Origin of the sequence: Maribacter vaceletii (assembly GCF_003634105.1) — a bacterium.
GTDB lineage: Bacteria > Bacteroidota > Bacteroidia > Flavobacteriales > Flavobacteriaceae > Maribacter_B > Maribacter_B vaceletii.
Map to the genome: position 1 here is coordinate 92612 of NZ_RBIQ01000013.1, position 20008 is coordinate 112619.

Below are 20008 nucleotides of genomic sequence, written 5' to 3' on the forward strand. Positions count from 1 at the left end.
ATAAGAAGATTGAATAATTAAACTATTAAGTGTAAATTGAGTCAAACTACTAAAAAATCTATTTTGAAAGATACTCATATAAGGCATTTGTACCAGCGAGCAGGTTTTGGTATTTCTCCTAAAACAGTGGAGAAATTATCTGGTTTAAAAAAGAAAGAAGTAGTAAAAAAACTATTTAAATCTTCTAAATCTATTACGCATTTGTATTTGCCAACTCCAGATATAGATGCCTTTATGCAGACAGATACACCTAAAAAAAATCCAAAAAAATTTAGACAGCTAATAAAGGTGAGTAGGAGTAAGTTAAAGGATTACAATTTAGTTTGGGTAGATAAAATGGCAACTTCAAATGAAGAGTTAAGAGAACGTATGACTTTGTTTTGGGCTAATCATTTTGTAGTACGTACTAATAATATAGTTTTTTCCCAGCATTATAATGCAACTCTTAGGAAATATGCTTTAGGTAATTTTAGAGATTTTGTAATTGCTATAGCAAAAGAACCTGCAATGCTAAGCTATTTAAACAACCAACAAAATAGAAAAGGTAAACCTAATGAAAATTTTGCAAGGGAACTTATGGAGCTTTTTACGCTAGGAATAGGAGCCTATACAGAGAAAGATATTAAAGAATCTGCAAGAGCCTTTACGGGTTGGGGGCATACTTTTAAAGGAGAGTTTGTTTTGCGTAAGAAACAACATGATTTTGGGGAAAAAGAATTTTTTGGCGTAAAAGGTAATTTTAATGGGGAAGATATTATAGACTTAATTTTAAAAAGACCAGAATGCGCGCAGTTTATTGCTAAGAAAATATATCTCCATTTTGTTAATGATATTCCTAATGAAGGCAGAATAGAGGAGTTGGCAATTGTTTTTAGAGAAAACTATAATATAGAAGAAGTAATGCGTCACCTTTTTATGGCCAATTGGTTTTATGAAAAGGATGTGATAGGTCAAAAAATTAAATCTCCTATAGATTTATTAGTACAATTGAAAAGAACCATACCTTTTTCTTTTAAAAAACCAAATGAGTTTCTGTATATACAGCGTTTGTTGGGGCAGGTTTTGTTAGAACCCCCTAATGTAGCGGGTTGGTCTGAGGGTAGAAATTGGATAGATTCTAACACTATGATGGTTCGATTAAAATTACCTTCTGTTTTGTTTATGAATGGCACAATAGCCTTTGATGTTAAAGGGGAATTCGAAGATAGTTTTGAGGAGTTTAATAAGAAAAAATCTAATTTTAATAGAAGACTTACAGTAACAAAAAACTGGGAAGTGTTTCATGAAAATTATGGGCATTTAAATTATGAGGAGTTGTATCATAACTTAATAAGTACTACAACAAACAAAGGTACTCAGGAGTTTTTACAAAGTTTAAAAAAGACAAATAAGCAGGAGTTCTGTGTGCAATTAATGTCATTACCGGAATATCAATTATGCTAAAAAAAAGAAACTATGAAAAGAAGAGACTTTTTAAAAAATAGTGGTTTAGCAAGCACAGCTTTATTTGTGCCAAGTTTTGTGCAAGCTTATGAAACTACAGATGTTACTCCTAGAGATAAGAAAATAGTAATCCTACAGTTATCAGGAGGTAATGATGGTCTAAATACTTTGGTGCCGTATACAAATGATATATATTATAAGAATAGAAATACAATAGCTAGAAACAAGCATGAAGTATTAGCAATAAATGATACGCATGGTTTTCATGAAAGCTTAGCCGATTTTAAGTCTTTGTATGATGCAGGTTATGTGAGTGTTATAAATAATGTAGGGTATCCTAACCCAAGTAGGTCTCATTTTAGAGCTACCGATATTTGGCATACCGCTAGCGGTTCTGGAGAATATTTAAAAACAGGTTGGGTAGGTAGGTATTTAGCCGAAGTAAGTAAAAAACCTTTAGGAGCTATAGAAGTAGATGATACTTTGTCTTTATTAATGAAAGGAAAAACTATTAATGGGATAGCAACTAAAGACGCTTCTCTTTTTTATAAAACAACTAAGGATGCATATTTTGGTAAAATGCTAGATAAATATACAGCTTCCCATTTAAGCGAACATAATTTAGGCTACTTATATAAAACAGTTGTAGATGCTAAGTCTTCTGTAGCTCAGATATATGAAAAAACTAAAGTCTATTCTTCTTCTCAAGAATATCCGAATAATGCTTTTGGAAAACAATTAAAGACTATCTCAGAATTTATTAACTCAGGTCTAGAAACGCAAGTATATTATGCAAGCCTTGGCGGTTTTGATACACATGCAAATCAATTAAATTCTCAGAAAAGACTTTTAGATGTGTACTCTAAAGGGATAGCAACTTTTGTAAAAGATTTAAAGGAAACAGGTGCTTTTAAGGATACTATTATTGTAACTTTTTCTGAATTTGGTAGAAGATTAAAGCAAAACGCGGCTAAAGGTACCGATCATGGTGCTGCTAATATGGTTTTTTTATTAGGAGAAAACCTTAAGCATCCAGGAATGTATAATAAGCCAGATAATTTGTTAAACTTAGATAGTAATGGAGATTTAATATATGAGGTTGATTTTAGAAATATTTATGCCTCTCTTATTAAAGAATGGTTGGAAACAGAACCTAGTTCTATCCTAAACGGAAAATTTAAAACCTTAGATCTTGTATAAGAGATTGTTTAAATAATGTAGTATTTTTGATGTATTAAAATAAAGCAGTAAAAAATGGCAGATTTATCACAACAAGAATGGGAAGAACAATTAGAAAAAGATGATAATGCTTTTATCTTAGATGTAAGAACTCCTGAAGAAGTAGAAGAAGGTTATATTCCTAATTCTACAAATATAGATATATATTTAGGACACGATTTTTTGACAGAGGTAGAAAAATTAGATAAAACAAAGAACTTTTATGTGTATTGCCGTTCAGGTAACCGTAGTGGGCAAGCTTGTGCTATTATGAATAGTATAGGTTTTGAAAATACCTATAATTTAGTAGGTGGTTTTATGAACTGGGAAGGTGAAGTTGCGGAATAAGTAAAAAGGATTTAGTAAATTAAACCCGCTTTTAAGTGGGTTTTTTTATGACCAACACTCAGATTTTTATTAAAAATACATGCAAGAAGATTTATTACACTTTGTTTGGAAACATAAAAAAATACCAACAACTAATTTAAAGACAACAGATGGCGTACCGGTAACTGTTGTAAAAATAGGGCAGCATAATCATAAAGAAGGGCCAGATTTTTTTAATGCCCAAGTTCGTGTGGGGGAACAGTTGTGGGTTGGTAATGTAGAAATACACCTGAAATCATCAGACTGGTATGCGCATAATCATGAGGTAGATGATAATTATAATTCTGTAATACTTCATGTAGTTTGGGAAGATGATGTTTCTGTTTTTAGGAATGACAATAGTAAAATACCAACTTTAGAGTTAAAAACATATATAGAAGAGAAGCTTTTAATAAATTATGAGAATATATTTAATGCTACAGATGCTAAGTTTATAAATTGTGAAAAAGATATTAATGGAGTAGATGATTTTGTAGTCAATAATTGGCTAGAACGTTTGTTTTTTGAGCGTTTAGAGCAAAAAACAGAGGTGATAAAAGAACTCTTAAAAAAATCTAATAACGATTGGGAATATGTACTTTTTATTATGCTTTTAAAGAGTTTTGGGCTAAAAATTAATGGGGATTCTTTTTTTAGTTTACAGAAGAGTCTAAATGCATCTACAGTGTCTAAACTTAAAAATAATGACTTTCAGCTAGAGAGTGTGTTATATGGTTTGTTGGGACTTTTAGAAAAAAAAGACTGTGTAGATGTTTATTATATTAAACTAAAAAAGGAATATGAGTTTCTTAAAAATAAGCTAGAACTTAGTGAGGTAGGTATAGAAAAACCTCATTTTTTTAAACTTAGACCGCCTAATTTCCCAACAATAAGGCTTTCTCAATTTGCAAGTATGTATGGGGAACATCAAAATTTATTTTCAAAACTAATAAGCGAAACATCTTTAGAAGATTTGTATACTATTTTTACTGTTAGTGCTAGTGAATATTGGGATACGCACTACAGTTTTGGAAAGGAAAGTAAAAAAAGCAAAAAGAAAATAACTAAAAAGTTTATAGATTTAATAGTAATAAATACTATTATCCCCTTTAAATTTTATTATGCAAAAAGTCTTCGAAAAGATGTAAATGAAGAGCTGCTTAATATTATTTCAAAAATAGATACAGAAGATAATTCTAGAATAAATAACTTTAAAAAAAGAGGTGTAACTGTACCATCTGCAAAAGATAGTCAAGCTTTATTGCAGTTGTACAACGGTTATTGTACAAAAAATAAATGTTTACAATGTGCAATAGGAGTAAATTTATTAAAAGGAAATACCTAATTTTAAAGCATGAATTTTTTTTATAAAATCTTATATTTTTTCCAGAAACGAGGTTTTGAAGTATGTGGTCGTATTGCGGACCGTTTAGGTATAAGAGCAAGAGTGGTACGCACTTCATTTATATATGTAACTTTTGTAACTCTGGGCTTTGGTTTTGCGTTATATTTATTTGTTGCTTTTTGGTTAAAAATTAAAGATTTAGTATACACTAAAAGAACTTCTGTTTTTGATTTATAATTATGATAAAGCTTTTTAAGTCTAAATTTTATTTAGCACTAACATTAATGTTGGTAGTGTTTGTTTTTGGCGTGTTTGGTTATCGTTATATATCAGGTTTTTCTTGGGTAGATGCTTGTTATATGACAATAATAACAGTGACTACGGTTGGTTTTTCTGAAGTACAACCTTTAGACATGCAAGGAAAAATATTCACAATATTTTTAATTATATCTAGCGTATTTATTTTTGCTTTTGCAATTTCTGTAATTACAGAGTATATTTTAAGTAGAAACTCCGAACAACTTTTAAAAAAGAAAAAAGTGAAAAATACTATTAAAAAAATGTCTAACCATGTTGTAGTTTGCGGTTATGGTAGAAACGGAAGGCAAGCTGCAGAAAGATTAAGAGCGTATAAAAAGCCGTTTTTGGTAATAGAAAAGGATAAAGAAATTATTGAAAAACATGAAGAAGATGTTTTATTTGTAGAGGGAGATGCTAATGATGATGAGGTACTATTAGAAGCGGGTATAGATCGTGCACAGTATTTAATAGTAACACTTCCAGACGATGCCGCAAATTTATTTGTAGTGCTCTCCGCAAGACAAATAAATAAAAAGTTATATATAATTAGTAGGGCTTCTTTGGTAACTTCTCAGAAAAAACTTCAGTTGGCAGGAGCAAACCAAGTAATAATGCCAGATAAAATTGGAGGGGATCATATGGCATCTTTAGTTGTAATGCCAGATCTAATAACTTTTATGGATAAACTTTCAACAGAAGGGGAGCATACTACTAATTTAGAAGAAGTTGCAATTGAAGATTTTGCGGATCAAGTAGATTGTAATTCATTGAGGGACTTAGATTTAAGAAGAAAAACAGGGTGCACAATTATTGGCTATATAGCGCCAGATGGGGAATATATTATAAACCCAGAAGCAGATATGAAGTTGCAGCCAAAAAGCAAAGTAATAGTATTAGGAAGACCAGAACAGATAAAAAAACTAAACAATATGTTTCATATTGAATAATATTATTTTAGTATAATATTTGATTACGGGCATAATTTTTAGGATATTGCTTGCCGACTAATTAATTCATTAAAAATAACTCAAATATTATGAAGTATAAACTTCTGGCATTTCTTGCCTTTTTTTCACCATTATTAGCTATGGCCCAAGAGGTCGGGATGGATCAAAAAATAGATCAAGCTTTTAAACCAGTTTCCGATTTCTTTTCCGCAGTAATATTTTTCCCTGTATTTGGTGTTCCATTTGTTTTAATACTACTTGTAATGAGTGCTTTGTTTTTTACTTTATATTTTGGTTTTCCAAATATTAGGTATTTTGGAAAAGCAATAAATGTAGTAAGAGGTAAATATGATGAAGTAGATCATCATGGTGTAGAAAAATCGGATGTTAATATCATTGATGGTGATATTATGGATACGATAGAGGACGAAAGTAGAGAGGGAGAAGTAACACATTTTCAGGCTTTAGCAACTGCTGTATCTGGTACAGTAGGTAATGGTAATATTGCAGGTGTAGCTTTAGCAATTGCATTAGGAGGCCCAGGCGCTACTTTTTGGATGATAATTTGTGGACTCTTAGGAATGTCTTCAAAATTTGTGGAATGTACATTAGGAGTGCAATATAGAGATGTGGGAGAAGATGGTACTGTTTATGGAGGACCAATGTATTATATAAGTAAAGGACTTAAAGAAAGAGGGTATACGGTTTTAGGTAAAATAGCAGCAGCAATGTTTGCTATTTTTTGTATAGGAGGTTCTTTTGGTGGTGGTAATGCAGCGCAATCTAACCAAGCTACTATTGTGATAAAGGAATTAATGGGCTTAACAAGTTCTAGTGCAGGAGCAATAATTGGTGTTATTTTAGCAATTTTAGTGGGTATCATTATAATTGGTGGTATTAAAAGAATTGCACAGGTGACAGAGAAAGTAGTGCCTTTTATGGCAGTAATGTATTTAATTGCGTGCTTATATATAATTTTAAGTAATTTCTCTTTAATAGATGATGCTTTTGGATTAATACTATCGGAAGCTTTTAACCCTACTGCAATTGGAGTGGGAAGTTTAATTGGAGTGTTATTGGTAGGATTTAAAAGAGCAGCCTTTTCTAATGAAGCTGGGGCAGGTTCTGCTTCTATAGCACATTCTGCTGTTAAGACAAAATATTCAGCATCAGAAGGTTTGGTTGCATTATTAGAACCTTTTATAGATACGGTTGTAATTTGTACAATGACAGCTTTAGTAATTGTTATTTTTAATTTTGGAGGTTTCTTTGAGTATGGAGGTGAAGGTTCTGTTATGATTAATGGCGTGGCGTATGAAGGAGCTGGAATAACCTCTATGGCATTTGCGCAATATATTCCTTACTCAAATGTATTCTTAACTGTAGCAGTTGTTTTATTTGCAGTTTCTACAATGATATCTTGGTCTTATTATGGATTACAATCATGGAAGTTTTTATTCGGAAGAGGAAAAACAGCTGATATGGTTTATAAATTACTTTTCTTAACCTTTATAATTATTGGAGCAGCAGCAAGTATGAAATCTATTTGGGATTTCTCAGATGCTATGATTTTTGCTATGGTATTCCCTAATATGGTAGGTTTATTTTTCTTATTCCCTGTTGTTAAAAAAGAACTAGGTAGATATTTAAGTGCTATTAAGGAGGCTAAATTGTAAACAATACTCTTATTTTGAAAAATATAAAATCCCGCATTCAGTTTTCTAAACAAGAACAAAGTGGGATTTTCTTTTTGTTATTATTTATTGTTTTGCTTCAGGGTGGGTATTATTTGTATGATAAAAATTATTCAAAACCCCTAGAAGATAAATTTGTTTTAAATCTTTCGGAGCAGAATAAATTAGACCTTTTAAAGAAGGGTGTAGCTAATAAAAAATCTATAATACATCCTTTTAATCCCAACTTTATTTCAGACTATAAAGGATATACACTAGGAATGTCTGTTGATGAAATTAATCGTTTACATACATATAGAAAAACAAATAAGTATGTAAATACTGCAATAGAGTTTCAGCAAGTAACCAAAATTTCAGATTCTCTTCTTAAGAGAATACAACCTTATTTTAAATTTCCAGAATGGAAACAAGAAAAAACAAAGGAGTTATTTGTATCAAAAAAGGACAAAAAATCTGACTATATTAAAAAATATAAAGATTTAAATATAGCTACTTCTGTAGATTTAAGAGAAGTATATGGGATAGGAGAAGTTCTATCTAAAAGAATAGTTAAATACAGGAAAAAGCTTGGAGGTTTTTCTAATAATAATCAAATCTATAAGGTTTATGGCTTAAAGCCAGATGTAGCCAATAGACTTTTAGAGAAATTCCAAGTATTAAAAGCTTCGAATATTAAGAACTAAATTTAAAACTGTGTCAACTTTGTTATTCGATTAAAAATTATCATATGTATAATTTACAGTAATATAAGAGGTTTTTTTTACGTATTATTTATTTTTAATGCTTTATTTTTTAATATATGATAAAAAATAAAGACTTTCAGTTGTTATGAGATTCGTAAAATTAAGTTATATTTGGAACTCAAATAAGAATTTTTTGTATTGTAAATTAAGGCATGGATAAAAGATATTTTAGTGAAGAACACGAGTTGTTTCGTGAGAGTCTAAAAAGTTTTCTAAAAAAAGAAGTTGTTCCTCATGTAGATAAATGGGAGAAAGATGGTGTAATTGAACGCTTTATCTGGAAAAAATTCGGAGACATGGGTTATTTTGGTTTAACCTACCCAAGTCAATATGGCGGTTTAGAGTTAGATTTATTTTATACGGTTATTTTCTTAGAGGAACTGCAGAAAATAAATTCTGTTGGTTTTGCTGCTGCAATGTGGGCGCATATGTATTTAGCAATGACCCATTTAAATAAAGAAGGGGATGAGCGTATAAAACAAGAATATTTAGCGTCTAGTATTTCAGGAGAAAAAATAGGTTGTTTGTGTATATCGGAACCTTTTGGAGGGTCAGATGTTTCAGGAATGAGGACTAATGCAGTAAAAGAAGGAGATTATTATATATTAAATGGTTCTAAAACTTTTATAACCAATGGTGTTTATAGTGATTATTTAGTGGTGGCTGCTAAGACCTCTCCAGAATTAGGTAATAAAGGTATAAGTATGTTATTGGTGGATAGAGAAACTCTAGGGGTCTCTGCAACTAAATTAGATAAATTAGGGTGGAGAGCATCAGATACTGGAGAAATAGCTTTTGATAATGTAAAAGTTCCTGTAGCTAATTTGTTAGGGGAAGAGGATAAAGGTTTTTCTTATATAATGCAGCATTTTTCATTAGAGCGTTTAATTATGGCAATTAATGCGCATGCTCGTGCAGAATATGCTTTAGATTATGCAATAAATTATATGTCAGAAAGAACTGCATTTGGAAAAAAAATAAATGAGTTTCAGGCTTTAAGGCATAAAATGGTAGAAAGAACTGCCGAAATGGAGATGTGTAAAGAGTATAATTACTCTGTAACCTATAAGTTAAGTCGTGGAGAATATGTAGTTAAAGAAGCTACAATGTCTAAATTATTATCAACAAAAATGGCAGATGAGGTAATATACGATTGCCTTCAAATGCTTGGCGGCTACGGTTTTATGGAAGAGTATCCTATGGCTAGATTGCTTAGAGATAGTAGGTGTGGCCCAATAGGTGGGGGTACGTCAGAAATATTAAAAGAAATATTATCAAAAATAATCATAGATAAAAAAACATATAAACCTGCAGTGGAGGTTTAATTTAAATAAAATAATAATAAGGTTTGTTATGTAAATATAAATAGTATATTTGCACCCTTAATCACAAAAGAGAGGAGGTAGTAGCATATGTTAATTATACCAATTAAAGAAGGAGAAAACATAGATAGAGCTTTAAAGCGTTTTAAGCGAAAGTTCGATAAAACTGGAACAATGCGTCAGTTAAGAAAGCGTCAACAATTTACAAAGCCATCTGTAGCTCGTAGAGCGCAAATACAGAAAGCTCAGTATATTCAAGGTTTAAGAGATCAAGAAGAAGTTTAGGTCTGTAAATCTGTTTAGATATTTAAAATCCTGCTATTAGCAGGATTTTTTTATGGATTAATTTTAAATTATATACTAACTTTGAGAGTATGTTGATAACTCCTTTTTTAGATTATTTAGGTTTAGAAAAAAAATATTCTGTCCACACTGTTTTGGCATATAAGAAAGACATTCAGGAATTTATATCCTTTTGTGAGGAGGAATATGCTGTTACAGATGTAGTGCATATAGAGTATAAAGTTATTCGTAGTTGGGTTGTTTATTTAAGTGAAAAGAAAATTTCTAATAGAACAATAAATAGAAAAATAGCATCTTTAAAAGCATATTATAAATTTCTTCAAAAAGTAGGAGACATAAAGGTATCGCCATTAGTAAAACATAGGGCTTTGAAAGTTTCAAAAAAAATAGAAGTTCCGTTTTCAGAGGTAGAAATGGAGCAAATGCTGTCGCAAATTACTTTTAACGAAGGTTTTGAGGGTGTTAGAGATAAATTAATAATAGATGTATTGTATGCGACTGGAATGCGTAGAGCGGAGCTTGTAAATTTAAAACTTTCAGATTTAGATTTAAAGCAAGGTGTTCTTAGGGTTTTAGGGAAAAGAAAAAAAGAAAGAATAATCCCTTTATTATCAAAAACCATAAAGTTATTTAATGTATATCTAGAGGAGAGAAATACTTTAACAAAAATTAACGATTCGGAGTATCTTTTTCTTTTAAAGTCGGGCAATAAAATCTATGAAACTTTTGTTTATAGAATAATAAATGGGTATTTTAGTAAGGTGTCTTCTAAAGTAAAAAAGAGTCCGCATATATTAAGGCACACTTTTGCAACACATTTGTTAAATAAAGGCGCAGATTTAAATGCGGTAAAAGAATTACTAGGTCACTCAAGCTTGGCATCGACTCAAGTTTATACCCACAATGGTATAGAGGAATTAAAAAAAGTGCATTCTAAAGCGCATCCTAGAGGAAAAAAATAATAGTACTTAATTGTTTAACTTTTTAAAATAATATTCTATGAAAGTAAATGCACAATCCGTGAACTTTAATGCAGATAAGTCTCTAATACATTTTGTACAAAGTAGGTTAGATAAGCTAGAAACTTTTTATGATAAGGTCATAAGTTCAGAAGTTTTTTTAAAATTAGATAATAATAAATTGAAAGAAAATAAGATTGTAGAGATAAAATTGAATATACCTAAAGATAATTTTGTGGTAAAAAAGCAATGTAAATCTTTTGAAGAAGCTGTTGATTCTGCATGTAATTCACTGGAAAGAAGGCTAATAAAAAAGAAGCAAAAAATAAGAGCACAAGCTTAGTTAAATTTTTTTCATTTTTTGTTTTGTTTAAACAAAAAAACGTATACATTTGCAGTCCGTTAGAAATAGCGGACTTTTTTATAGCTAAAAAAGTATAAAAAGCCGATGTAGCTCAGCTGGCTAGAGCAGCTGATTTGTAATCAGCAGGTCGTGGGTTCGAGTCCCTCCATCGGCTCTTTAAAAAGTTCTTTAAATAATGGTTTGGGGAGATACTCAAGCGGCCAACGAGGGCAGACTGTAAATCTGCTGACTACGTCTTCGCAGGTTCGAATCCTGCTCTCCCCACAAAAAATTTTAGAAAGTACTTTTAAAAGGTTACTTTTGCAAAGCTAAAATCAAAATTAGCTTTTAAGTAAAAGATTATTTTAAAATAGTTTTTTGAAATTTTGAAAATGTTGTAATTTTGCTTTCTGAATTTTTTCAAGAAGTAAATAAGCGGGAGTAGCTCAGTTGGTAGAGCGTCAGCCTTCCAAGCTGAATGTCGCCGGTTCGAACCCGGTCTCCCGCTCAAAACATAAGAAACAGAACAGCCATGGGTTGCTTCTGTTTTTTGTGTAATAAACACCTTTAATGGGCTTTGGTTGTTTAAGGTGTTAAATTGAGCACTTTACGCCGGTGTAGCTCAGGGGTAGAGCGTTTCCTTGGTAAGGAAGAGGTCACGAGTTCAAATCTCGTCATTGGCTCATTTTGAAGATAAAATTTGTACACTAATATAAACTAAAGATTAAAATTCATTAAACATGGCAAAGGAAACTTTCGATCGTTCCAAACCGCACTTAAATATAGGTACTATTGGACACGTAGATCACGGTAAAACTACATTAACTGCTGCTATTACTACAGTATTAGCAAATGCAGGTCTTTCTGAATTAAGAAGTTTCGATTCTATCGATAACGCTCCTGAAGAAAAAGAAAGAGGTATTACAATTAATACATCGCACGTAGAATATGCTACTGCAAATCGTCACTACGCACACGTAGATTGTCCTGGTCACGCCGATTATGTTAAGAACATGGTAACTGGTGCTGCTCAAATGGATGGTGCTATATTGGTTGTTGCTGCTACAGATGGTCCAATGCCACAAACACGTGAGCACATTTTATTAGGTCGTCAGGTAGGTATTCCAAGAATAGTTGTATTCATGAATAAAGTGGATATGGTTGATGATGAGGAGCTTTTAGAGCTTGTTGAGATGGAAGTAAGAGAATTACTTTCTTTCTATGAGTATGATGGTGATAATGGGCCTGTTGTTGCTGGTTCTGCTTTAGGTGCGCTTAACGGTGAGCAAAAGTGGGTTGATACAGTAATGAAATTAATGGAAGAGGTTGATGCTTGGATTGAGTTGCCAAAGAGAGATGTTGATAAAGATTTCTTAATGCCAATTGAAGATGTATTTACAATTACTGGTCGTGGAACTGTTGCTACAGGTCGTATCGAAACTGGTGTTGCTAATACTGGAGACGCTGTTGATATTATTGGTATGGGTGCAGAAAAATTAGCTTCTACAATTACAGGGGTTGAGATGTTCCGTAAGATATTAGATAGAGGTGAAGCTGGTGATAATGTTGGTATCTTATTAAGAGGTATTGAAAAGACTGATATTAAAAGAGGTATGGTAATCTGTAAGCCAGGTTCTGTAACTCCACATGCTAAATTTGAAGCTGAGGTTTATATCCTTAAAAAAGAAGAAGGTGGTCGTCATACGCCATTCCATAATAACTATCGTCCTCAGTTCTATGTAAGAACAACGGATGTAACAGGTACAATTAATCTTCCTTCTGGAGTAGAGATGGTTATGCCTGGTGATAACCTTACTATTACTGTTGAGTTATTATCTCCAATTGCATTAAGCGTAGGATTACGTTTTGCAATACGTGAAGGTGGTAGAACAGTAGGAGCTGGTCAGGTAACTAAGATTTTAGATTAAAATAATTTATAGTTTTACATTATAAGGTGTCCGCCATTGGCGGATACCTTTCAGTGTAAAATACACACGGTTGTAGCTCAGTTGGTAGAGCACTGGTCTCCAAAACCAGGTGTCGGGAGTTCGAGTCTCTCCTGCCGTGCAAATTGTAAAAGAAATATTTATTTCTTTTTTCTAATCAAACTGAAAAAAATAATATAGCTATGTTGTCATACATAAAAGAGTCTATTGAGGAGCTAAAAAATAATGTCACACTGCCTCCGCGTTCGGAGTCATCGAACCTTATGGTGGTAGTTGCGGTATTTTCAATTTTGTTCGCATTAGCTACTTGGGGTGTAGACTCTGCTTTAAGTAAGTTGGTTCAGTTGTATTTTAATAATGTTTTAAACTAAGCTCAATCATGTCTGAAGTTTTAGAGAAGAAGTGGTATGTGGTAAGAGCTGTTAGTGGGCAAGAGCATAAAATAAAAGGATATATCGAAAGTGAGGTTACTCGTTTAGGTTTTTCTGATTATTTAGAAGATGTTTTGGTTCCAACGGAGAAAGTTATTCAGATTAGAAACGGAAAAAAAATTAATAAGGAAAGAGTGTATTTTCCTGGTTACATCATGATCAAAGCTAATTTAGGTGGAGAGATGATTCATATTATTAGATCTATTACCAATGTTATTGGTTTTTTAGGAGAAACTAAAGGAGGTGATCCTGTTCCGCTTAGAAAATCTGAAGTAAATAGAATGTTAGGTAAAGTGGATGAGTTAACTGTGAATACAGATAGCGTTGCAATACCTTTTGTTTTTGGAGAAACAGTGAAAGTAATAGATGGTCCTTTTAATGGTTTTAACGGTACAGTTGAAAAAATTAATGAGGAAAAACGTAAACTTGAGGTAATGGTTAAGATTTTTGGAAGAAAAACACCATTAGAATTAAGTTACATGCAAGTAGAAAAAATTTAATTTAATAATTTGTTACATATTTAAAAGTAGTATCGCTTCCACTGGTACACTTTCAATTTAATTAAAAACAATGGCAAAAGAAGTAGGTAAAGTAGTTAAACTACAAGTTAGGGGAGGTGCAGCGAATCCATCGCCACCGGTTGGACCCGCCTTAGGTGCTGCCGGTGTTAACATAATGGAGTTCTGTAAGCAGTTTAATGCTCGTACACAGGATAAACCAGGTAAAGTATTACCAGTTGTTATCACCGTATACAAGGATAAATCGTTTGATTTTATTGTAAAAACACCACCAGCGGCAGTTCAGCTATTGGAAGCAGCTAAGATTAAAAAAGGATCTGGCGAACCTAACAGAGTAAAATCAGGTAATGTAACTTGGGACCAGGTTAAGGCGATAGCCGAAGACAAAATGGTAGATTTAAATGCATTTACTGTAGAATCAGCAATGAGCATGATCGCAGGAACGGCAAGATCTATGGGTTTAAAAGTTGCAGGTAAAAGACCTTTTTAAAATCTTAAAAGCAATTTAAATGGCAAAGTTAACAAAGAACCAAAAGGAGGCTCGTGCTAAAATAGAAAAAGATAAACTTTATTCTGTTGATGAGGCGTCTGCTTTAGTAAAAGAAATTACCAAAACAAAATTTGATGCATCTATAGATTTAGCTGTTCGTTTGGGTGTAGATCCAAGAAAAGCAAATCAAATGGTTCGTGGGGTTGTTACACTTCCACACGGAACGGGTAAAGATGTAAAAGTTTTAGCTTTGGTTACTCCAGATAAAGAAGCCGAAGCTACAGCAGCTGGTGCAGATTATGTTGGATTAGATGAATATTTGACAAAAATAAAAGCGGGTTGGACAGATGTTGATGTAATTATCACAATGCCAAGCGTAATGGGAAAATTAGGTCCTTTAGGACGAGTATTAGGTCCAAGAGGTTTAATGCCTAACCCAAAAACAGGTACTGTTACTATGGATGTGGCTAAAGCAGTTACAGAAGTAAAAGCAGGTAAAATAGATTTTAAAGTTGATAAGACTGGTATAGTGCATACGGCAATTGGAAAGGCATCTTTCTCTGCTGATAAAATTGCAGGAAACTGTAAAGAGTTATTAGATACTTTAAATAAATTGAAACCAACGGCTTCTAAAGGTGTGTATATTAAATCAATATTCATGTCTAGTACAATGAGTCCTAGTGTTCAATTAGACCCAAAAACAGTTTAATTAACTGGTAGTTTAAAAATTTAATTATGACAAGAGAAGAAAAAGCAAACGTTATACAAGATTTGACTACGCAGTTAGGAGATAGTTCTACTATTTATTTAGCAGATATCTCTGGTCTTGATGCAGTTACTACTTCTGATTTAAGAAGAGCGTGTTTCAAGGCAGATATTAGACTGGCAGTAGTTAAAAATACATTGCTTGCAAAAGCAATGGAGGCTTCTGATAGAGAATTTGGAGAACTTCCTGAGGTACTTAAAGGGAATACTTCTTTAATGTTTTCTGAAGTAGGAAATGCGCCTGCAAAATTAATAAAGAATTTCAGAAAAAAATCTGATAGACCTTTATTAAAAGGTGCTTTCGTAGAAGAAGCAGTTTATATTGGTGATGAGAATTTGGATGCTTTAGTTAGCATTAAGTCTAAAGAAGAAATGATTGGAGAGATTATAGGATTATTACAATCTCCTGCTAAGAATGTTATTTCTGGACTTAAATCAGGTGGTGGTAAACTGGCTGGTATCCTTAAAACATTATCAGAGAAATAGTACGCACTAAAAACAATTATATTTTAAAAATTTATTAAACGATAGTAAAAATGGCAGATTTAAAAGATTTCGCAGAACAATTAGTTAATCTTACTGTAAAAGAAGTAAACGAATTAGCTGATATATTAAAAGATGAATACGGTATAGAGCCTGCAGCTGCTGCAGTTGCTGTTGCTGCTGGTGGAGCTGCTGCTGGTGGTGAAGCTGCTGAAGAAAAATCAGAATTTGATGTAATATTAAAAGCCGCTGGTGGTTCTAAATTAGCAGTTGTAAAATTAGTTAAGGAATTAACTGGTTTAGGTTTAAAAGATGCTAAAGATATCGTTGATAGCGCACCAAAAGCAATTAAAGAAGGTGTTTCTAAAGACGAAGCTGAAGGAATTAAAAATTCATTAGAAGAAGCAGGAGCAGAAGTTGAGCTTAAATAATAGCAACAACATATAGCACTTATGGTTTAGGTCTTTTCGCAATTTGCGCTTAGACCTAAGCCTTTTTTATATATTATGTATATTAGGTAATATACAACCCATTTAGTATTCACGATCAAAATACTGTCCATAGATGTTCAAAAATCAGACTCAGAGAATTAATTTTGCATCCGCTAAGAACACTCCGGAATATCCAGATTTCTTGGATATTCAGATTAAATCATTTCAAGATTTCTTTCAACTTGAAACTAAATCTGATCAAAGAGGAGATGAAGGATTATACAATACCTTCATGGAAAATTTTCCAATAACTGATACTAGAAATCAGTTTGTATTGGAATTTTTAGATTATTTTATAGACCCACCTAGATATTCAATTCAAGAATGTATTGAGCGTGGACTTACTTACAGTGTGCCTTTAAAGGCTAGACTTAAATTATATTGTACAGATCCAGAACATGAGGATTTTGAAACAATTGTACAGGATGTTTACTTAGGTACTATACCTTACATGACACCTAGTGGTACATTTGTTATAAATGGTGCAGAAAGAGTTGTTGTATCTCAGTTACACCGTTCTCCAGGGGTATTCTTTGGACAATCTTTTCACGCAAATGGAACTAAGCTTTATTCTGCAAGAGTAATACCTTTTAAAGGTTCTTGGATAGAATTTGCTACAGATATCAATGGCGTTATGTACGCTTATATTGATAGAAAGAAAAAATTACCTGTTACTACTTTATTTAGAGCAATTGGTTTTGAAAGAGATAAAGATATTTTAGAAATTTTTGACCTATCTGAGGAAGTAAAAGTTTCTACAGCAGGATTAAAAAAAGTATTAGGTCGTAAACTTGCGGCTAGAGTACTTAATACATGGCATGAAGATTTCGTTGATGAAGATACTGGTGAAGTTGTATCTATTGAAAGAAATGAAATAGTTTTAGATCGTGACACTATTCTTGAAAAAGATCATATTCAAGAAATTATGGATGCAGATGTTAAGACGGTATTATTGCATAAAGAAAATAATGCGCAGTCTGATTATGCAATTATTCATAACACACTACAGAAAGATCCAACAAACTCTGAAAAAGAAGCTGTTGAACATATATACCGTCAATTACGTAATGCAGAACCGCCAGATGAGGAAACTGCAAGAGGTATAATTGATAAATTATTCTTCTCTGATCAACGTTATAACTTAGGTGAAGTTGGTCGTTATAGAATGAACAAAAAATTACAGTTAGATATTGGAATGGATAAGCAAGTCTTAACCAAAGAAGATATTATAACTATTATCAAATATTTAATTGAGTTAATTAACTCAAAAGCAGAGATTGATGATATTGATCACCTTTCTAACCGTCGTGTACGTACCGTGGGAGAACAATTGTCATCTCAATTTGGAGTAGGTTTAGCTCGTATGGCAAGAACTATTCGCGAGCGTATGAATGTTCGTGATAATGAAGTCTTTACACCAATTGACTTGATTAATGCTAAAACATTATCTTCTGTAATTAACTCATTCTTTGGAACTAACCAGTTATCTCAGTTTATGGATCAAACAAATCCATTAGCAGAGATTACACACAAGCGTAGATTATCTGCTCTTGGACCTGGAGGTTTATCAAGAGAAAGAGCTGGTTTTGAAGTACGTGATGTTCACTATACACACTACGGAAGATTATGTCCTATTGAAACACCAGAAGGACCAAACATTGGTCTTATATCTTCTTTAGCAGTTTTTGCAAAAGTTAACCCAATGGGGTTCTTAGAAACGCCATACCGTAAGGTAACAGATTCTAAAGTTGATATTGAAGAGTTTAGGTACCTAAGTGCAGAAGAGGAAGAAGGAATGAAAATTGCGCAAGCAAATATTCCTTTAAAAGAAGATGGTACAATAGATACAGAAAAAGTAATTGCAAGAGAAGAAGGAGATTTTCCAGTTGTAGATCCATCAGAAATACAATATACTGATGTTGCACCTAATCAAATTGCATCTATATCTGCATCTTTAATTCCATTCTTAGAACATGATGATGCCAACCGTGCATTAATGGGGTCTAACATGATGCGTCAGGCTGTGCCATTATTAAAGCCACAATCTCCGATTGTAGGTACTGGTTTAGAGCGTCAAGTAGCATCAGATTCTAGAGTATTAATAAATGCTGAAGGGGCAGGTGTTGTTGAGTATGTTGATTCTCAGAAAATTACTGTAAAGTACGATCGTACAGATGATGAGAGACTAGTTAGTTTTGAAGAAGATTCCAAGACCTACAAATTAGTTAAGTTTAGAAAAACAAACCAAGGAACAAGTATTAACCTTAAACCTATTGTTCAAAAAGGAGATAGAGTTAATAAAGGACAAGTACTTTGTGAAGGATATGCAACTGAAAAAGGAGAATTAGCATTAGGTAGAAACTTAGTGGTAGCATTTATGCCTTGGAAAGGATATAACTTTGAGGATGCAATTGTAATTTCTGAAAAAGTTGTTCGTGAGGATGTATTTACATCAATACACGTAGATGAATATTCTTTAGATGTTCGTGATACCAAATTAGGAGCTGAAGAATTAACACATGATATTCCAAATGTTTCGGAAGAAGCAACAAAAGATTTGGATGAAAATGGTATGATTCGTATTGGAGCAGAGGTTAAGCCTGGTGACATACTTATTGGTAAAATTACACCAAAAGGAGAATCAGATCCAACTCCTGAAGAAAAATTACTACGTGCAATATTCGGGGATAAAGCTGGAGATGTAAAAGATGCTTCATTAAAAGCGTCACCATCTTTAAGAGGTGTTGTAATTGAAAAGAAATTATTCTCTAGGTCTATAAAAGATAAGCGTAAGCGTTCTGAAGATAAAGAAGCAATTTCTAAATTAGAATTAGAATACGAAGTAAAGTTTCAACAACTAAAAGATATCTTAATTGAAAAATTATTTATCATAGTTAATGGGAAAACATCACAAGGAGTATTGAACGATTTAGGGGAAGAGGTTTTACCAAAAGGTAAAAAATATACCATGAAGATGTTAAATGCTGTAGATGATTTTGCACACTTAGTTGGTGGAAGCTGGACTACAGATAAAGATACAAATGCACAATTAGCAGATTTATTACATAACTATAAGATTAAGTTAAATGATCTTCAGGGTAACCTAAGAAGAGATAAGTTTACCATATCTGTAGGAGATGAATTGCCAGCAGGTATTATCAAATTAGCTAAAGTTTATGTTGCTAAAAAACGTAAATTAAAAGTTGGTGATAAAATGGCGGGACGTCACGGAAATAAAGGTATTGTTTCTCGTATAGTACGTCATGAAGATATGCCATTCTTAGAAGATGGAACACCAGTAGATATTGTATTAAATCCGCTAGGGGTACCTTCTCGTATGAACATTGGTCAAATTTATGAGACTGTATTAGGTTGGGCAGGACTTAAACTTGGTAAAAAGTTTGGAACTCCAATTTTTGATGGAGCTACTTTAGATCAAATTAATGCATATACAGATGAAGCAGGTATTCCAAGATTTGGACATACATACCTTCATGATGGTGGTACAGGTCAGCGTTTTGACCAGCCAGCAACAGTAGGTGTAATCTATATGTTAAAATTAGGACATATGGTAGATGATAAAATGCACGCTCGTTCTATAGGACCATACTCTTTAATAACACAACAACCATTAGGTGGTAAAGCACAATTTGGTGGTCAACGTTTTGGAGAAATGGAAGTATGGGCATTAGAAGCATATGGAGCATCTGCAACATTACGTGAAATATTGACTGTGAAGTCTGATGACGTTATAGGTAGAGCAAAAACATATGAATCTATTGTAAAAGGCGAAACAATGCCAGAACCTGGTTTACCAGAATCCTTTAACGTATTAATGCATGAACTTAAAGGTTTAGGTTTAGACATTAGATTAGAGGAATAAGTAAAAATCGATAAAACG

20 protein-coding genes and 5 tRNA genes are annotated in these 20008 nt (G+C 32.5%); all 25 read left to right on the plus strand.

Going from position 1 to position 20008, the window contains the following annotated elements:
• The first annotated feature begins 63 nt into the window (after nucleotides 1-63).
• The 25 genes from CLV91_RS16080 to rpoB all read left to right on the plus strand — a co-directional run bounded on the left by CLV91_RS16080 (nucleotide 64) and on the right by rpoB (nucleotide 19990).
• Nucleotides 64-1443 (plus strand): DUF1800 domain-containing protein, encoded by a 1380-nt coding sequence (locus tag CLV91_RS16080; RefSeq protein WP_121069287.1) that lies wholly within the window; start codon nucleotides 64-66, stop codon nucleotides 1441-1443.
• Nucleotides 1444-1455: 12 nt separating this feature from the next.
• On the plus strand, nucleotides 1456-2643 hold the full coding sequence (locus tag CLV91_RS16085) for a DUF1501 domain-containing protein (RefSeq protein ID WP_121069257.1): 1188 nt from the start codon (nucleotides 1456-1458) through the stop codon (nucleotides 2641-2643).
• A 54-nt stretch (nucleotides 2644-2697) separates the two neighbouring features.
• On the plus strand, nucleotides 2698-3009 hold the full coding sequence (locus tag CLV91_RS16090) for a rhodanese-like domain-containing protein (RefSeq protein ID WP_121069258.1): 312 nt from the start codon (nucleotides 2698-2700) through the stop codon (nucleotides 3007-3009).
• Between the two features lie 79 nt (nucleotides 3010-3088).
• The gene (locus CLV91_RS16095) at nucleotides 3089-4372 is read left to right on the plus strand and encodes a DUF2851 family protein (protein WP_121069259.1); all 1284 of its coding nucleotides are present in this window, start codon (nucleotides 3089-3091) and stop codon (nucleotides 4370-4372) included.
• A 9-nt stretch (nucleotides 4373-4381) separates the two neighbouring features.
• Nucleotides 4382-4609 carry a PspC domain-containing protein gene (locus tag CLV91_RS16100; protein ID WP_121069260.1) on the plus strand — a complete coding sequence of 76 codons (228 nt, stop codon included), beginning with the start codon at nucleotides 4382-4384 and terminating at the stop codon, nucleotides 4607-4609.
• A gap of 2 nt (nucleotides 4610-4611) precedes the next feature.
• Nucleotides 4612-5619, plus strand: coding sequence for a potassium channel family protein (locus CLV91_RS16105; protein ID WP_121069261.1), 1008 nt, complete (start codon nucleotides 4612-4614; stop codon nucleotides 5617-5619).
• Nucleotides 5620-5708: 89 nt separating this feature from the next.
• Nucleotides 5709-7295 (plus strand): alanine/glycine:cation symporter family protein, encoded by a 1587-nt coding sequence (locus tag CLV91_RS16110; RefSeq protein ID WP_121069262.1) that lies wholly within the window; start codon nucleotides 5709-5711, stop codon nucleotides 7293-7295.
• Nucleotides 7296-7309: 14 nt separating this feature from the next.
• Entirely contained in the window at nucleotides 7310-7996 is a 687-nt protein-coding gene (locus CLV91_RS16115) for a ComEA family DNA-binding protein (RefSeq protein WP_121069263.1), read from the plus strand.
• A gap of 212 nt (nucleotides 7997-8208) precedes the next feature.
• Nucleotides 8209-9381: an acyl-CoA dehydrogenase family protein gene (locus tag CLV91_RS16120; RefSeq protein ID WP_121069264.1), complete on the plus strand. Its 1173-nt coding sequence runs from the start codon at nucleotides 8209-8211 to the stop codon at nucleotides 9379-9381.
• Between the two features lie 87 nt (nucleotides 9382-9468).
• Nucleotides 9469-9663: a 30S ribosomal protein S21 gene (gene rpsU / locus CLV91_RS16125; RefSeq protein WP_121069265.1), complete on the plus strand. Its 195-nt coding sequence runs from the start codon at nucleotides 9469-9471 to the stop codon at nucleotides 9661-9663.
• Nucleotides 9664-9752: 89 nt separating this feature from the next.
• A complete protein-coding gene (locus CLV91_RS16130; protein WP_121069266.1) occupies nucleotides 9753-10643 on the plus strand; it encodes a tyrosine-type recombinase/integrase in 891 nt (296 codons plus the stop codon).
• Between the two features lie 37 nt (nucleotides 10644-10680).
• Nucleotides 10681-10983, plus strand: coding sequence for a ribosome hibernation-promoting factor, HPF/YfiA family (gene hpf / locus CLV91_RS16135; RefSeq protein ID WP_121069267.1), 303 nt, complete (start codon nucleotides 10681-10683; stop codon nucleotides 10981-10983).
• A gap of 101 nt (nucleotides 10984-11084) precedes the next feature.
• Nucleotides 11085-11158: transfer RNA gene (locus CLV91_RS16140), tRNA-Thr, on the plus strand.
• Between the two features lie 28 nt (nucleotides 11159-11186).
• Nucleotides 11187-11268: transfer RNA gene (locus tag CLV91_RS16145), tRNA-Tyr, on the plus strand.
• 150 nt (nucleotides 11269-11418) lie between these two features.
• Nucleotides 11419-11491, plus strand: a tRNA-Gly gene (locus CLV91_RS16150).
• A 103-nt stretch (nucleotides 11492-11594) separates the two neighbouring features.
• Nucleotides 11595-11666, plus strand: a tRNA-Thr gene (locus CLV91_RS16155).
• Nucleotides 11667-11723: 57 nt separating this feature from the next.
• Nucleotides 11724-12911: an elongation factor Tu gene (gene tuf, locus CLV91_RS16160; RefSeq protein ID WP_121069268.1), complete on the plus strand. Its 1188-nt coding sequence runs from the start codon at nucleotides 11724-11726 to the stop codon at nucleotides 12909-12911.
• A gap of 66 nt (nucleotides 12912-12977) precedes the next feature.
• Nucleotides 12978-13050: transfer RNA gene (locus CLV91_RS16165), tRNA-Trp, on the plus strand.
• Nucleotides 13051-13111: 61 nt separating this feature from the next.
• Nucleotides 13112-13300, plus strand: coding sequence for a preprotein translocase subunit SecE (gene secE, locus CLV91_RS16170; RefSeq protein WP_121069269.1), 189 nt, complete (start codon nucleotides 13112-13114; stop codon nucleotides 13298-13300).
• A gap of 8 nt (nucleotides 13301-13308) precedes the next feature.
• Complete coding sequence (gene nusG, locus CLV91_RS16175; protein WP_121069270.1) at nucleotides 13309-13860, plus strand: transcription termination/antitermination protein NusG; 552 nt, start codon at nucleotides 13309-13311, stop codon at nucleotides 13858-13860.
• Nucleotides 13861-13930: 70 nt separating this feature from the next.
• Nucleotides 13931-14368: a 50S ribosomal protein L11 gene (gene rplK, locus CLV91_RS16180; RefSeq protein ID WP_121069271.1), complete on the plus strand. Its 438-nt coding sequence runs from the start codon at nucleotides 13931-13933 to the stop codon at nucleotides 14366-14368.
• A 19-nt stretch (nucleotides 14369-14387) separates the two neighbouring features.
• Nucleotides 14388-15077 carry a 50S ribosomal protein L1 gene (rplA, locus tag CLV91_RS16185; RefSeq protein WP_121069272.1) on the plus strand — a complete coding sequence of 230 codons (690 nt, stop codon included), beginning with the start codon at nucleotides 14388-14390 and terminating at the stop codon, nucleotides 15075-15077.
• A 26-nt stretch (nucleotides 15078-15103) separates the two neighbouring features.
• A complete protein-coding gene (rplJ, locus tag CLV91_RS16190) occupies nucleotides 15104-15619 on the plus strand; it encodes a 50S ribosomal protein L10 (protein ID WP_121069273.1) in 516 nt (171 codons plus the stop codon).
• 50 nt (nucleotides 15620-15669) lie between these two features.
• Entirely contained in the window at nucleotides 15670-16047 is a 378-nt protein-coding gene (gene rplL, locus CLV91_RS16195) for a 50S ribosomal protein L7/L12 (protein ID WP_121069274.1), read from the plus strand.
• Nucleotides 16048-16180: 133 nt separating this feature from the next.
• Nucleotides 16181-19990, plus strand: coding sequence for a DNA-directed RNA polymerase subunit beta (rpoB, locus tag CLV91_RS16200; protein ID WP_121069275.1), 3810 nt, complete (start codon nucleotides 16181-16183; stop codon nucleotides 19988-19990).
• Nucleotides 19991-20008: the final 18 nt, after the last annotated feature.